The organism is Intrasporangium sp., assembly GCF_051961875.1.
Classification (GTDB): Bacteria; Actinomycetota; Actinomycetes; order Actinomycetales; family Dermatophilaceae; genus Intrasporangium_A.
Map to the genome: position 1 here is coordinate 62,558 of NZ_JBQCCV010000125.1, position 13,975 is coordinate 76,532.

A 13,975-nucleotide genomic window follows, 5' to 3' on the forward strand; every position below is an offset into this window, starting at 1 on the left:
ACACGACGTCGACCGCACGGCAGGATGGCGAGACATGGGGAAGACCAAGGGCAAGGACCGGGCCAGGACGGGCGATCGACACGGGTCGGTTCCGGCGGATGGGCCGGGCCGGCTGGGCGGCTTCAGGGAGGCCCTCCGGGTCGGCGACGGCTTCGCGCTGGACGAGGTGGACGCCGGAGCCACGCCCAACTACGACGGTGGGAAGCGGGACGGCAAGCAGGACCTGGCCCGGGCCGAGGAAGAGCTGTCCGAGCTGCTCGAGCGGCTCTATGCGGAGTCGACGGGCGGCTCGAAGCGGGCGATCCTGCTCGTCGTGCAGGGGATGGACACGTCGGGCAAGGGGGGCGTGATGCGGCATGTCGTCGCAGTCAACCCCGAGGGCGTCGAGGCGACCGCGTTCAAGGCGCCCACCCAGGAGGAGCGCGCGCACGACTTCCTCTGGCGGATCCGCAACGCCCTGCCGGCCGCCGGCCAGCTCGGTGTCTTCGACCGCTCCCACTACGAGGACGTCCTCATCGTCCGGGTGCACGACCTCGTCCCCGAGGAGGAGTGGTCGACCCGCTACGACACCATCAACCGGTTCGAGCGCGAGGTCGTCGACGCGGGCACGACGATCGTCAAGGTCATGCTGCATCTGTCGAACGCCGAGCAGAAGGCGCGGCTCATGGAGCGGCTCGACCGCCCGGACAAGTATTACAAGTACAACCCCGGTGACGTCGACGAGCGGAAGCACTGGGACGAGTACATGGACGCATACCAGGCCGCGCTGGCGCGGTGCTCGACGGACACCGCTCCCTGGTATGTCGTCCCGGCCGACCACAAGTGGTACGCGCGGCTCGCGGTCCAGCAGCTGCTCCTCGAGACCCTCCGAGAGATGGACCCGACCTGGCCGCCCGCGGACTTCGACGTCGCCGCGGAGAAGGCGCGTCTCGCCGCCACCTGAGCGGCTGCGGTCGGGCGCGTCGGCCGGGTCGGCTCAAGCGGGTTCAGGTCGGTTCAGGCGGGGTCAGCCGGCCCGGTCGATAATCGGGCCGACGGCGCCTGCCAGGTCGACCGGCAGGGAACCGAAGGTGCCGCCGCGTCGCCCGGAGACCCGGCTCGCGAGGAACGCGTCGGCGACCGGACCGGGGGAGTGCTCGACGAGGAGGGCCGCCTGAAACGCGAGCGCCAGTCCTTCGACGACCGAACGTGCCACGAAGGCGGCCGACGGCGAGTCCGCGTCGAGCGAACGAGCCTGCAGCAGAACGGAGTCGGTGAACTCGTCGAGCTCCGCGCTGCGGCCCCGCACGACGTGCAGCTCCTTCGTCAGCGCCTCGAGGCTGGCCGGTTCGCGAGTGACGGCGCGGATGACGTCGAGGGCGTTGACGTTGCCGGACCCCTCCCAGATGGAGTTGAGCGGCGCCTCACGGTAGAGCCGGGCCAGGCCGTTCTCCTCGACGTAGCCGTTGCCGCCGAGGCACTCGAGGGCCTCGGCGACCATGGGGGCGGTCCGTTTGCAGACCCAGAACTTGCCGACCGCGACCCCGAGCCGGACCAGGTCGCTCTCGCCGTTGTCGACGGCGTGGGCGAGCCGGAGTGCGAGGACGGTCGCCGCCTCGGCCTCGAGGGCAAGGTCGGCGAGCACGTTGCGCATGAGCGGCTGGTCGACGAGGGCCCGGCCGAACGCCTGTCGGTGGCGGGCGTGGTGGAGGGCTCGGGCCAGGGCGTCGCGCATCGTGGATGTGGACCCGAGGATGCAGTCGAGCCGCGTGGCACCGACCATGTCGATGATGGTGCGCACGCCGCGCCCCTCTGGGCCCAGGCGGCTGCCCCACGTGCCGTCGAGCTCGACCTCGCTCGAGGCGTTCGAGTGGTTGCCCAGCTTGTCCTTGAGGCGTTGGATCGCGAAGGGGTTGCGCGTGCCGTCGTCGAGCGCGCGCGGCACGACGAAACAGGTGAGCCCACCGGGCGCCTGGGCGAGGACGAGGAAGACGTCACTCATCGGGGCCGAGCAGAACCACTTGTGACCGCGCAGCCGGTAGGTGTCGCCGGCGAGGGGGCCGCCCTCGATCGGCACGGCCTGCGTCGTATTGGCCCGCACGTCGCTGCCGCCCTGCTTCTCGGTCATCCCCATCCCGGAGATCGCGCCCTCCTTGTCCGCGACGGGCCGGATCCCGAAGTCGTACTCACGGCTCGCGAGCTTGGGGAGCCAGACCGAGGCGAGGCGTGCGTCATGCCGGAGGGCCGACCCAGCGGCATACGTCATCGAGATGGGGCAGCCGTGGCCCGCCTCGACGCGTGACCAGATGAGGAAGCCGGCGGAGCGCCGCGCGTGAGCCGCGGTGCCCGGGGACGCCGTCCACGGCTCTGCCGTCAGACCGGCGCCGACCGCCTGGCCCATGAGCCAGTGCCACGAGGGGTGGAACTCCACCTCGTCGATCCGGTTGCCCCTGGCGTCGTGCGTCCGCAGGATCGGCGGGTTGGCCTCCGCGAGCCGACCGTGCTCCAGCGCCTCCGCGGTGCCGCCCAGCCGGCCGAGCTTGCGCAGGCCGTCGATGTCAGAAGGTTCGACCCACCGCTCCACCGCCTCGGCGAGGGGCCGGTCCTGCTCGAGCAGGTGGTGCCCGACGAAGGGCGGGACCTGGTTGGAGACGAGATGCGTGCGCACGACCCGAGCCTAGGTCGTCGGTGTCACGTCCTGACCCGGATAGCCTCAGCGGTGATGGAGGTCAAGAGGCGGGTCCGCAGGGCCCTCGTCCACGTGCCCGGGGCGATGACCACGGCGCGCCTCACCCTGGAGACGGTCCGCGCCTGCCTGCGCTACCGCGTCACCGGCCTCGCCTCGGAAGCGGCCTTCTTCATGCTTCTGTCGCTGCCGCCCCTCGTCCTCGGGCTCTTCGGCGGGGTCGGCTACATCGGTTCCCTCCTCGGCCCGGACACCGTCGAGCGCGTCGTGGAGGCCGTCAGCACGTATGCCGCCCAGTTCCTCTCGCAGGAGACCATCGACCAGCTGCTCCTGCCGACCGTCGACGACGTGCTCCACACGGGACGGGCCGACCTCATCTCGGTCGGCTTCCTGCTCTCGCTGTGGTCAGGCTCCCGGGCGCTCAACGTCTTCGTCGACACCATCTCGATCATGTACGGCCAGAGCGGGGTCCGCGGGATCATCCGCACCAGGGCGCTGTCGCTCTCGCTCTACTCGGTCGGGGTCGTCGTGGCGGTCATCATCATGCCGCTCGCGCTCCTGGGCCCGGAGATCATCGGCGGCTGGCTACCGGAGAAGGTCCGCCTCGTCACCGTCGCCTACTGGCCGCTCGTCCTGGTCCTCACCATCGCGACCCTGACGACGATCTACCACATCGCCACACCGCGGCGGGCGCCATGGTGGCGCAACATCCCGGGAGCGGTGCTGGCCTTCGCGATCTGGATCGTCGCGTCGGTGGTGGTGCGGATCTCGATCGAGGCATCTCTCGGCGGGGCGTCGATCTATGGCCCGCTGAGCACGCCGATCGTCCTGCTCATCTGGCTCTATGTCCTCGCCATCGCCATCCTCATCGGCGCCGGCCTCAACGCCGCCACTCGGGTGCTCTGGCCGGTGACGCTGCGCGACGGGGCGGGGCGCCGGATCATGGCTTGGGCGCGGGACGGGGCGGAGAACCTCCTCGCCCGGGGCGACGAGGCCGCCGAGGGCGTCACCGAGGCTCCGGTCGAGGATGCGCGGGGCTCGACGATGGGCGAAACCGCCGCCGAGAGAGGCGAGGAGGAGGCGGATACCGAGGACGTGCAACGGGCCCGGGAGCAGCAGTTCGAGCACCGTGAGCGCTCGGCCCTGGCGGAGGCGATCGAGCGCGAACTGCGGCACGGGCTCGGCTCTGACAGGGACTGATTCGACCGTCCGAGCCGCCGTCCGAGGCCGGTTTTGTGGATCATGGAGTGATCCGCTAATGTCTACCAAGCACCGAGCGGGAAGTTACACGGTTGGTGTTCGTGCGGACGTAGCTCAGTTGGTAGAGCGCAACCTTGCCAAGGTTGAGGTCGCCGGTTCGAGCCCGGTCGTCCGCTCGGAGGGCAACTTGCCTTCAACGGTGGAGTGGCCGAGAGGCGAGGCAGCGGCCTGCAAAGCCGCGTACACGGGTTCAAATCCCGTCTCCACCTCTCGGTCACAACCCCGGGCGATTGGCGCAGTGGTAGCGCGCTTCCTTGACACGGAAGAGGTCACTGGTTCAAACCCAGTATCGCCCACGTTACGAATTGAACCGCCCCTGATCTGCGACAACGCGGCTCAGGGGCGGTTCATTTTTTTGGTCGTCTCGATTGATCCGGGCTCGTGTCGCCGCTGGCGCTGCGGTGGTTTCCGCCCGAGTGCACGGCGCGAGCGGACAACTGGATCAACCGAGTCGGCAAGAAATGAACCGATTCAAGGAAACTATGAACAAGCAGCACCACATGATCAAGCGGATCGGAGCGGCAGGCGGGGCGACGTTGCTAGCCGCCCTGGTTCTGTCTGGATGCCAGGGCGCGCCGAGAGCCGACGCCCCGTCGGCGACGTCAGTCGGCGCCGCCCTGATGGCGCAGAAGACGTGCCATCCGGCGAAGAAGTGCCCGGCGCCGACGACGACCACGACGGCGCCCGCGCCCGCGCCCACGACGACCACGACGGCGCCGGCACCCACCACGACCACGACGGCGCCCGCACCCACGACCACGACGACCACGACGGCGCCGGCACCCACGACGACCACGACGGCGCCGGTACCCACGACGAGCTCAGTCCCGGGACAGGTCTGCACCAACCCGTACTACAAGACGAGCGATGCCAACGGCGGGGTCTCCGACGGTGGCTACTACGTGCACAACAACTTGTGGAACGCCGCGAAGTACCCGGGGACCACGGGCTCCACGGAGGTCTGCTCCTACCACTCCTGGAACCACACCGCGTACGCGAGCAACGCCAGCGGCACCGGCGAGGTCAAGACCTACCCGAACGTCCACAAGGACTACTCCGGCCGGACGATCAACAGCTTCACGCAGCTCACGTCGACGTTCGCCCAGGTCTCCCCGAACAGCGGTATCTACAACGTCGCGTATGACATGTGGCTCAACGGCGTCCCCAACGACGAGGTGATGGTCTGGACCGAGAACCACAAGCAGTACCCCGCCGGCTCGAAGTTCACCACAGTGACCATCTCCGGGGTGAGCTGGGACGTCTACGCCACCTCCGGGAACGGCTACATCGCCTTCGTCCCCAGCGGAGGCAAGGTCCTCACGTCCGGAACCGTCGACCTCAAGGCGATGCTCCAGTGGCTCGTCGCACAGGGTCGCCTGCCCGCGACCTCGACGGTGGACCAGGTCGGTTACGGGGTCGAGGTCGTCGACACCGGCGGCAGCAAGGCAACCTGGAACTTCACCGACTTCTCAATCACCGATCGCTGACCCGGTCCTGACCACCCTTCCTGGGAACAGCCCCTGACCCGCGGAACTGCCGGTCAGGGGCTGTTTCCTGAAGTGCTCGCGCCGCCCGTGTCCCGAAAACGCCCCGGCTTCGACTAGGCTTCAGCCAGCGGCCCGCCAGTTCTGCCTCGGGTCGCCTCTTCGTGGCGGGACCCATCGCTCCCGTTCCAGTCGATTCGCTCTTGCGCCGCGACCCTCACAGACGAGGCCTTCGCGCCGGGCAGAACGACCCTTTTCCCTTGGAGTTCACCACCTGTGTCCACTGACACCACCTTCCCCGCCCTCGGGGTGCCCGCCGCACTCGTCACCATCCTTGCCGACAAGGGCATCACCGCCCCCACCCCCATCCAGGCGGCGACGCTGCCCGACTCGCTCGCCGGGCGCGACGTCCTGGGCCGCGGCCGGACCGGCTCCGGCAAGACCTACGCCTTCCTGCTGCCCCTGGTGACCCGGCTCTCGCAGTCGGCCCAGAAGCGTCGGCCGCAGCGGCCCCGGGCCCTCATCCTCGCGCCCACCCGTGAGCTCGTCACCCAGATCGAGACCGCGCTCGCCCCCCTTGCGAAGCCCTTCGGCCTGAAGTCGCAGACCGTCTTCGGCGGAGTCGGCCAGAACCCTCAGATCCAGGGCCTGCGCGCGGGCGTCGACATCGTCGTCGCCTGCCCCGGCCGCCTCGAGGACCTCATGGGCCAGGGGCACGTCTCGCTCGACGCCGTCGAGATCACGATCCTCGACGAGGCCGACCACATGGCCGACCTCGGCTTCCTGCCCGGGGTACGCCGGATCATGGACAAGACCCCCCGTTCCGGGCAGCGGCTCCTCTTCTCGGCCACGCTCGACGGCGCCATCAACGTCCTCGTCAAGCGTTTCCTCACGAATCCCGTGACGCATGAGGCCGATTCCGCGCAGTCACCCGTCTCCACCATGGAGCACCACGTGCTCCATGTGTCGCCCGACTCGCACCTGCCCGTCATCGTCGACCTCGCCGCCGCACCCGGCCGCAAGGTGGTCTTCACCCGGACAAAGCACCGCGCCAAGAAGCTCGCCCGGCAGCTGAACGCTTCCGGAGTGCCGGCGGTCGAGCTGCACGGCAACCTCAGCCAGGGCGCCCGAACCCGCAACATGGACGACTTCCATTCGGGCCGCGCGCAGACTCTCGTCGCGACCGACATCGCGGCTCGGGGCATCCACGTCGACGACGTCTCCCTCGTCATCCACGCCGACCCGCCGGTCGAGCACAAGGCGTACCTGCACCGGTCCGGCCGGACGGCCCGGGCCGGCGCCGAGGGAACGGTCGTCACGATGATGCTCGACGACCAGGTCCGGGACGTGCGTGACCTGACCCGCAAGGCGGGCATCAAGCCGACGACGACCCGTGTGCAGCCGGGCCACCCCATTCTGTCCGAGCTGGCACCGGGGGAGCGCAGCTATGCCGGTGGCCTCGTTCGCGAGCCGGTTCAGTCCGACGGCGGCCCCAGGCAGGGAGCCGTCGGTCGGCGGGGCACTGGACGGGGCGCCGGCGGCCGGGGTGGTGCTGGCGGCGGGCGCGGACGAGCTGCTGGCGCGGGCACGCAGTCCGACCAAGCAGCCAGGCAACGGTAACCTCGCCGCGGGCGGAGCGGCGGCGGCGACAGTCCCCGGACAGGGTCCTCGACCGTCTACTCGACCAGCTCCGGCGGGTCAGGCCGCTCCGTTGGTGCCACTGTCTCGCCGCAGGGCAACCGAGCCGGCCGCCGCGGCCGACGCTGACGTCAGGAGCACAGGTCCATCGCAGGTCTGAATGACCTCCGGCCCGAGGGGGTAAGGGGCCCGCCAAAGGAAACTGGGCACCGGAGGTGAATGATGGCGAACGACGGGCAGACGGACTCTCGGGCGCGACTCTTGGACATGCTGCTGGAGAAGGTTGCCGAGGATCTCTACCCCTCGGGCATGATGATGGACCTCATCGAGGAGCTGCTTCAGCCCGATGAGGTTGCGGCGTACGTAGCAGTGCTCATGGAGAAGATGCAGGACGACGCCTACCCGAGCGTCGGAATGATGCGGCGTGTCACAGCGCTGCTGGGACCTGCCTGAGGCGCGGCTCATGAAGACGTTGCGCTGGGCCGCGGCGAGCCTGCTCGGGCTGCTCTCCGGCCTGCTCGCACTGGTGGGGCTCCTTCTTTGCGTCACCGTCATCCTGCTGCCCTTGGGCATCCCCGTCCTCGCCCTGGCCAGACGACTGATGCAGCTTGCCGGGCGCCTTGTCGTGCCCCGTGCCGCACGGCACCCCGTGGAGGGTCTGGAGGATTCAGCCCGCCGCATCACCCGCTCGGCCCGCCGCTCGGCGGGACGGAGTGTCGACGCCACGGCGGACGCGGCGAGCGGCGCGAGCACAGCCATCTCGGAGACGCTCCGGCCCAGATGGACGACCAGGGTCCGGCGGCGGCTGCATCTGGGCTGAACCACACCCGTCCGTCGGCCGTCGCTTCGCTCGCTGACGGACGTCCGTACCCATGCCGATCCGTGCTCCGTACGGGTCCACAAGCACGTCCTGGATGACCGGGCTTTACCAACCCTTCAGGGTTTCATGACCTTGGAGAGGGGGTACCCGGGATCGCGAAGGAGGTGGCCGCGACGTGCCGCCCAGAACGGACGCATCGCGGCTTGGGCACATGGCTGCACAAACTAAGATCGTCGTCGGAGTGTTGGGTGGATACCTGCTCGGACGCACCAAGAAGTTCCGCCTCGCCCTGACCCTGGGGAGCATGCTCGCCGGCCAGCGGCTCGTGAACAACCGAGAGGACCTGCTGGCACAGGGCTCGAAGCTCCTCGAAGGCAATCCACAGCTCAAGGCGTTGCAGAGCCAGCTCACGGGCCGGCTCGTCGACGTCGCCCGCGAGGCTGCGCTCGTCGCTGTGGCGACGAGGGTCGAGGCGCTGACGAAGTCGATCCAGCCCCGGCAGAAGTCGGGGGCCGGCGAGGGCGAGGAGCAGGGTGGCGAATCGGGTTCACCGATCGACACTCTGACGAAGTCGCTCCCGGGGCGCGGGCGGGGTCCGGAAGCGGAGTCGCAGAAAGGGCAGGCCGAAGGCGACGAGGCGGAGGAGCAGCCCGAGCAACAGGCCGACGAACGGATGGGGGACGAGGAGGAGTCTGACGAGGCGGACGACCGGATGGGCGGCCGGGACGAGACCGACCAGATGGGGGACCAGGACGAGTCCGAGGAGACGGACGAAGCCGCCGGCGGTCGCGCGGACAGCGACGAGGGTGACCGTGCCGGGCAGAGCGGCTCGTCGGGATCGGGCTTCGGCGGCTCCCCTTCACAGTCGACCCCCTCGACCAAGAAGACTGCGGCGAAGGCCGCAAAGGCCGCCAAGGGCATGCCCGGCAGGTCCGGCAAGCGGTCGCCGGCACCCCGTACACGAGCAGGGAGGTCAGGGTCATGACTCCGAACCCGGGCAGTGCCCGACTGAAGTCGGCAACCGGTGACCTGATGAAGACCCTCGGCCAGCGAGCAGTGGGCTCCGTCGGTGACCGGGTCACCAGTCTGACCGACCGGCTCGAGGACGTGGCGACCGGCAACACCAGCGCGAAGTCCGCCCTCGGCGCAGGCAAGGCGGTGGCCGAGGGGAAGAGCCCGATCGGGGGCGCACTGAAGGGTGCGGCCTCGGCGATCAAGGACAAGATCTCCGGGCTGGGCGGAGGCTCCGAGTCAGGAGGCGGCTCCAGGAAGTCGCCCAAGGCCACCAAGGCGACCAACATCGTCGAGGTGATCGACGTCGGTGTGCCGGTCCGCGTCGCCTACGACCAGTGGACCGAGTTCGGCGCATTCCCCTCCTTCATGAAGAAGGTGGAGAACGTCGACGCCAAGGAGGACACCAAGCTCGACTGGAAGGCGCAGATCTTCTGGTCGCACCGGGAGTGGGAGGCCACGATCCTCGAGCAGGTGCCGGATGAGCGCATCGTCTGGCGCTCCAAGGGGCCGAAGGGCCATCCGGACGGGGCGGTGACGTTCCACGAGCTCACCCCCGACCTGACTCGGATCATCGTGGTCCTCGAGTACTACCCCCAGGGTCTCTTCGAACGGACCGGGAACCTGTGGCGGGCCCAGGGTCGGCGTACACGCGTCGAGCTGAAGCACTTCCAGAGGCACGTCATGACCCGGACCATCCTCGATCCGGAGGAGCTCGAGGGCTGGCGCGGCACCATCGAGGACGGCGAGGTCGTCACGTCCCACGAGGATGCCGTGGCCGAGGAAGAACAGCAGGAGCAGGAGCAAGAGCAGGGGGACGGCGGCGACGAGGAGTACGACGAGGAGTCGGCCGCGCCCGAGGACGAGTACGAGGACGAGGACGCCGACCAGGGCGAGGAGTACGACGAGGACTCGGGCGAGGAAGACTCGGGCGCCCCGGAGGACGAGTACGAGGACGAGGGCTCCGACCAGGATGAGGAGTACGACGAGGAGTCGGCTGCGCCCGAGGACGAGTACGAGGACGAGGACTCCGACCAGGGCGAGGCCGCCGGCGACGAGGAACCGGCCGGTTCGGAGGGGGCAAACGGACAGAACGCGGGTGGAAGCCGTCAGGAAGGCTCCACCACCCAGGACGAGGGCTCGCAGCAGCGGCGCCCACGGCGGCGACAGCCTGCCAGATGAGAAAGGTCGTGATCATGACGCGCGCAGGCAACGGGGAGGCTGAGCTATGACGGTCCAGGCACAACGACGCGGCGGCGGATATCTGACTCGCCCGGCTCCAAGCGGGCTCGCGGACGTCATCGACATCATCCTCGACAAGGGCATCGTCATCGACGCCTACGTCCGGGTCTCGTTGGTCGGCATCGAACTGCTCACCATTGACGCTCGGATCGTCATCGCAAGCGTCGACACCTACCTTCGGTTCGCCGAGGCGACCAACCGGCTCGACCTGTATGAGAAGGGTGGCAAGGACCTCGGCGAGATGGTCCAGGACCTGCAGCGCGGCGGGGCTTCGGGCAAGACACAAGGTGCCGTGGAAGGGGTCAAGCGGGCCCTTCGCGGGCACGGCGACGATGAGGGTAGGCGGACGTCCAAGAAGCAAGCAGAGGAATCACACTGAGGCCGCACATGTCGAGCGAACCGGTTGTCCTCGGGGGATCACCTCTTCGCGCGGACCAAGACGGAGAGCTGTTCGTCTATGCGGTCCTGTGCGCTGCAGACGCCTCTGGGACCAGCGGCCCCCCTGCTCCCGACCTCATCGGAGTCGCCGACCAGCCGGTGCAGTTCGTGCTGTTCGGTGACCTGGCAACGGCGGTCTCGGTGGTCGATCCAGATCGACCGCCGAGCCGCCGCGCCGACCTTCTGGCCTACGAGTCCGTCCTCCGTGACCTGGCCGAGGAGTGGCCGGTTGTGCCCGTGCGTTTCGGCACGGTCATGCCTGACCTGGAGCGACTGGTGGCGGAGTTGGTGCTGCCGCGGCGCGAGCAGTTCACCGCGCTGCTCGCCAGCCTGCGTGGACATCAGCAGTTCAACCTGCGGGCCGTCCCCGTCGAAGACGCAGTGCTGGCCGACGTCGTCGCCGGCAGCCCTGAGATCCGCGAGCTCAGGGAGCGGACCAAGGACGTGCCCGAAGAGGTGTCGTACCGGGAACGGGTCCGTCTCGGTGAGCTGGTCTCCCGCGCTCTGGAGGAGCGCAGCACCCATGACGCGAACCTGTTGATGGACGTCGTGGTCCCGCTCGCCGCTGCCCACCGAGTACGGGCCCTCCCGTCCGCGACCCAGGTCCTGGATGTGGCACTGCTCGTGGACAGGGACCGGTCCGATGAGTTCGTGGGCGGCCTCGAGGAGCTTGCGGAGGCAGTGCACGAGACGATCGAGATGACACTGCTCGGGCCACTCGCGCCGTTCGACTTCGTGGGAGACGCCTCATGGGACTGATCACCGGGATCCTGACACTGCCGCTCGCCCCACTGCGGGGAGTCGTCGCTGTGGCCGAGCAGATCCGTAGGCAGGCAGAGGACGTCTACTACGACCCTGCCGCGATCAGGCGCGAGCTCGAGGACGTGAACCACTTGCGACAGACGGGCGAGCTGGACGACGCGACCGCAACCGCGATGGAGGAGCACCTCATCGAGCGGCTGATGGCGGCACAGGAGAGGACGGGCCATGGCTGAGGCTGACCCGAGCGGCGCCCACGACGAGGCGGCCCCGAGCGAGGAAGACCACGAGCGGTCCCGCACGTCATCGGCACCACGCGCCAAGAAGGCAGTTCGCCCGAAGTCAGGCAGCAAGGCCGCGGGCAGGCCCGGCAGGCACGGCGTGGCAGACCACGACAGAGGGTCGGAGCGGGATGCAGAGGCGAGCCGGAACGCGGACGGTCGAAGCGCCCGACCTTCCCATGACCACGAGAGACGTGCTCTGACCGGCGCGCAGGCCGCACGGCGAGCAGCGCAGGAGTTGGTGGAGCTGACCAGCAAGGACCTCGAGGGCGTCATCGGCATCCGCAGGGACGGCGACTCGTGGAAGGTCGAGATCGAGGCCCTCGAGATGCGGCGGATACCCAGCACGACAGACGTGCTCGCCGTCTACGAGGTGTCCCTCGACGCGGAGGGTGAGCTGGTCGGCTACCAGCGCGTCGCGCGGTACGTGCGCGGGAACGCCGGAGAGGAACGCAGTTGACGGACGCCCCGACGGAGAGCACGCAGCGGGTTCCGCAAGGGACAGACCCGGCACGGGGCTACTTCCCCACGGCTCCGAGCCGGTTGGAAGGACCGCAGCCTGCGACGCTCGCCGACATCCTCGAGCGCGTGCTCGACAAGGGCATCATCATCGCCGGAGACATCCGTGTGAACCTGCTCGACATCGAGCTGCTCACCATCAAGCTGCGCCTCCTGGTCGTCTCGGTCGACAAGGCAGAGGAGATGGGTATCGACTGGTGGCGGCACGACCCGATGTTGACCGTTCGCGAGCGTGGTCTCGACGAGGAGAACCGTCAGCTGCGCGAGCGCATAGCGGAGCTGGAGGGGCGTGCGGACGACGGTGAGGACTCGGGGGAGGACGAGGAGGGCCAGACCGTCCCGCAGCCCGAGAGTTCCGGAGAATCCGAGGACGCCGAATGACTGGGCCGACGGCACTTCCCGACGCCCCGGGTCCCGTTGGTGAGTCCGACGACCTGCCGGCCACGGCCACCTACATGTACGCCGTCTCACGAGGTCTGCGCGCCGCTGACCTCGAGGAGGTGCGTGGCTTCGACGACCAGCCGCTCCGGCTGGTGCCGCACGAGGGCCTCGTCGCCGTCGTCAGCACAGTGCCGTTGAGCTCGTTCGGGGAGGACGCGCTGCGTCGGAACCTCGAGGATTTCGACTGGCTCGCCAGGACCGCGCGGTTGCACGACTCGGGGGTCCAGGCGGCATCGGTCAGCGCGCCCACCGCACCGATGCGGCTGGCCACCGTCTTCCACAGCGATGACGCGATCCGGCGCCGCCTCGGGGAGTGGTCCACCGATCTCGGTCGCGTGCTGGACCGGGTGGCCGGATGTGGGGAATGGAGCGTCAAGGTCCTCGCGCGCCCGAGCAGCGACGAGCGGCTTGCTGGGTCGCCCGATCGGCCCGCGAGCGGTGCCGAGTACCTCCGGCGCAAGAAGGCCCAGAATCTCCAGCGGCTTGAGGTCGACGCGCGGGCGACGGAGGTCGCGCACCTCGTGCACGAGCAGCTCAAGGGTGGATCCAGGGCAAGTCGGCAGCTGCCTGCGCAGGACCCCCGGCTGTCGGGCCACCAAGGTGCCATGGTCCTCAACGCCGCATACCTGGTCCCCGACGACGCCGCCGCTGACTTCGCAGCCCTGGTCGCGAGCCTCGCCGAGCAGCACCCCGAGGTGTCCATCGACTCGCGGGGCCCATGGCCTCCCTACTCCTTCGCCACGTTGGAGGAGCAATGACGCTCCACGCCGGCACGTCAGCGAGCGCAGAGCTGGGCGGCGGCCACGACCGCCCCAGGCCGGCCCGAGACCTGGCCCCCATCGGCCTCGTCGATCTCCTGGACCGGTTGCTCGGGGCGGGAGTCGTGGTGGCCGGCGATGTGGTGGTCTCGCTCGCGGGTGTGGACCTCGTGGAGATCCGGCTGCAGCTCCTGATCAGCTCGGTGCGCCCCGAGATGGCAGAGAGCAGGAAGGGGTCAGGGGGATGAACAAGTGGCCATGGGACGAGCCACCCACCAGCGACAGCGACACGGGCTCAGGTGCCCTCGGCGCCGGAGCACTGGGACGGATGATCCTGCCGCAGCGCCTGGACACCGATGCTGCAGGAGTCGAACGCGACTTGCTCAAGCTCGTCCTGACCATCATCGAGCTCATCCGGCAGCTGATGGAGAAGCAGGCGCTGCGCCGGATCGATGAGGACGACCTGACCGAGGAGCAGATCGAGGGCCTGGGCAACGGCCTGATGCATCTGGAGGAGGCCATGGAGGCCCTCAAGGCCCAGTACGGGCTCACTACAGAGGATCTGAACATCGACCTCGGCCCGCTGGGCACGCTGCTCTGACCGGCCCCGTCCCGGCCCGTGGTCCACGTGCGGCAGACACCGGAGCCTCCTGTCGAGG

17 protein-coding genes and 3 tRNA genes are annotated in these 13,975 nt (G+C 69.1%); 19 read left to right on the forward strand and 1 reads right to left on the reverse strand.

Features of this window, described 5'->3' with window-relative positions; all coding sequences use genetic code 11:
• Positions 1 to 34 precede the first annotated feature (34 nt).
• Positions 35 to 943, forward strand: a complete 909-nt coding sequence (locus ACTHJJ_RS07405) for a PPK2 family polyphosphate kinase (RefSeq protein WP_440302295.1) — start codon at positions 35 to 37, stop codon at positions 941 to 943.
• Between the two features lie 63 nt (positions 944 to 1,006).
• On the opposite strand, the gene ACTHJJ_RS07410 is transcribed toward ACTHJJ_RS07405, so the two are convergent.
• A complete protein-coding gene (locus tag ACTHJJ_RS07410) occupies positions 1,007 to 2,647 on the reverse strand; it encodes an acyl-CoA dehydrogenase family protein (protein ID WP_440302296.1) in 1,641 nt (546 codons plus the stop codon).
• A 54-nt stretch (positions 2,648 to 2,701) separates the two neighbouring features.
• On the opposite strand from ACTHJJ_RS07410, the gene ACTHJJ_RS07415 reads away from it, so the two are divergent.
• The 18 genes from ACTHJJ_RS07415 (at position 2,702) to ACTHJJ_RS07500 (ending at position 13,917) form a co-directional block, all read left to right on the forward strand.
• Positions 2,702 to 3,865 (forward strand): YihY/virulence factor BrkB family protein, encoded by a 1,164-nt coding sequence (locus ACTHJJ_RS07415; protein WP_440302297.1) that lies wholly within the window; start codon positions 2,702 to 2,704, stop codon positions 3,863 to 3,865.
• Between the two features lie 103 nt (positions 3,866 to 3,968).
• Positions 3,969 to 4,041, forward strand: a tRNA-Gly gene (locus tag ACTHJJ_RS07420).
• A 22-nt stretch (positions 4,042 to 4,063) separates the two neighbouring features.
• Positions 4,064 to 4,134, forward strand: a tRNA-Cys gene (locus tag ACTHJJ_RS07425).
• A 15-nt stretch (positions 4,135 to 4,149) separates the two neighbouring features.
• Positions 4,150 to 4,221 (forward strand) — tRNA-Val (locus ACTHJJ_RS07430).
• Positions 4,222 to 4,407: 186 nt separating this feature from the next.
• Positions 4,408 to 5,412 (forward strand): GH12 family glycosyl hydrolase domain-containing protein, encoded by a 1,005-nt coding sequence (locus ACTHJJ_RS07435; protein ID WP_440302298.1) that lies wholly within the window; start codon positions 4,408 to 4,410, stop codon positions 5,410 to 5,412.
• Between the two features lie 273 nt (positions 5,413 to 5,685).
• Complete coding sequence (locus ACTHJJ_RS07440) at positions 5,686 to 7,029, forward strand: DEAD/DEAH box helicase (RefSeq protein WP_440302299.1); 1,344 nt, start codon at positions 5,686 to 5,688, stop codon at positions 7,027 to 7,029.
• Between the two features lie 285 nt (positions 7,030 to 7,314).
• Positions 7,315 to 7,500: a hypothetical protein gene (locus ACTHJJ_RS07445; protein ID WP_440302300.1), complete on the forward strand. Its 186-nt coding sequence runs from the start codon at positions 7,315 to 7,317 to the stop codon at positions 7,498 to 7,500.
• Entirely contained in the window at positions 7,472 to 7,867 is a 396-nt protein-coding gene (locus tag ACTHJJ_RS07450; RefSeq protein WP_440302301.1) for a hypothetical protein, read from the forward strand. Before ACTHJJ_RS07445 ends, ACTHJJ_RS07450 begins: the two co-directional genes overlap by 29 nt.
• A gap of 211 nt (positions 7,868 to 8,078) precedes the next feature.
• Positions 8,079 to 8,852, forward strand: coding sequence for a hypothetical protein (locus ACTHJJ_RS07455; RefSeq protein ID WP_440302302.1), 774 nt, complete (start codon positions 8,079 to 8,081; stop codon positions 8,850 to 8,852).
• The gene (locus tag ACTHJJ_RS07460) at positions 8,849 to 10,060 is read left to right on the forward strand and encodes an SRPBCC family protein (RefSeq protein ID WP_440302303.1); all 1,212 of its coding nucleotides are present in this window, start codon (positions 8,849 to 8,851) and stop codon (positions 10,058 to 10,060) included. Before ACTHJJ_RS07455 ends, ACTHJJ_RS07460 begins: the two co-directional genes overlap by 4 nt.
• 46 nt (positions 10,061 to 10,106) lie before the next feature.
• Positions 10,107 to 10,499, forward strand: coding sequence for a gas vesicle protein GvpJ (gvpJ, locus tag ACTHJJ_RS07465; protein WP_440302304.1), 393 nt, complete (start codon positions 10,107 to 10,109; stop codon positions 10,497 to 10,499).
• 8 nt (positions 10,500 to 10,507) lie between these two features.
• Positions 10,508 to 11,317 (forward strand): GvpL/GvpF family gas vesicle protein, encoded by an 810-nt coding sequence (locus tag ACTHJJ_RS07470; protein ID WP_440302305.1) that lies wholly within the window; start codon positions 10,508 to 10,510, stop codon positions 11,315 to 11,317.
• Positions 11,308 to 11,553 (forward strand): gas vesicle protein GvpG, encoded by a 246-nt coding sequence (locus tag ACTHJJ_RS07475; RefSeq protein ID WP_440302306.1) that lies wholly within the window; start codon positions 11,308 to 11,310, stop codon positions 11,551 to 11,553. Before ACTHJJ_RS07470 ends, ACTHJJ_RS07475 begins: the two co-directional genes overlap by 10 nt.
• Positions 11,546 to 12,058, forward strand: coding sequence for a gas vesicle protein GvpO (gene gvpO / locus ACTHJJ_RS07480; RefSeq protein WP_440302307.1), 513 nt, complete (start codon positions 11,546 to 11,548; stop codon positions 12,056 to 12,058). Before ACTHJJ_RS07475 ends, gvpO begins: the two co-directional genes overlap by 8 nt.
• Positions 12,055 to 12,498: a gas vesicle protein gene (locus ACTHJJ_RS07485; protein ID WP_440302308.1), complete on the forward strand. Its 444-nt coding sequence runs from the start codon at positions 12,055 to 12,057 to the stop codon at positions 12,496 to 12,498. Before gvpO ends, ACTHJJ_RS07485 begins: the two co-directional genes overlap by 4 nt.
• Positions 12,495 to 13,316, forward strand: coding sequence for a GvpL/GvpF family gas vesicle protein (locus tag ACTHJJ_RS07490; protein ID WP_440302309.1), 822 nt, complete (start codon positions 12,495 to 12,497; stop codon positions 13,314 to 13,316). The genes ACTHJJ_RS07485 and ACTHJJ_RS07490 overlap by 4 nt, the downstream gene beginning before the upstream one ends.
• Positions 13,313 to 13,564 carry a gas vesicle protein GvpJ gene (gvpJ, locus tag ACTHJJ_RS07495; protein WP_440302310.1) on the forward strand — a complete coding sequence of 84 codons (252 nt, stop codon included), beginning with the start codon at positions 13,313 to 13,315 and terminating at the stop codon, positions 13,562 to 13,564. The genes ACTHJJ_RS07490 and gvpJ (ACTHJJ_RS07495) overlap by 4 nt, the downstream gene beginning before the upstream one ends.
• Entirely contained in the window at positions 13,561 to 13,917 is a 357-nt protein-coding gene (locus ACTHJJ_RS07500) for a gas vesicle protein K (protein WP_440302311.1), read from the forward strand. Before gvpJ (ACTHJJ_RS07495) ends, ACTHJJ_RS07500 begins: the two co-directional genes overlap by 4 nt.
• Positions 13,918 to 13,975: the final 58 nt, after the last annotated feature.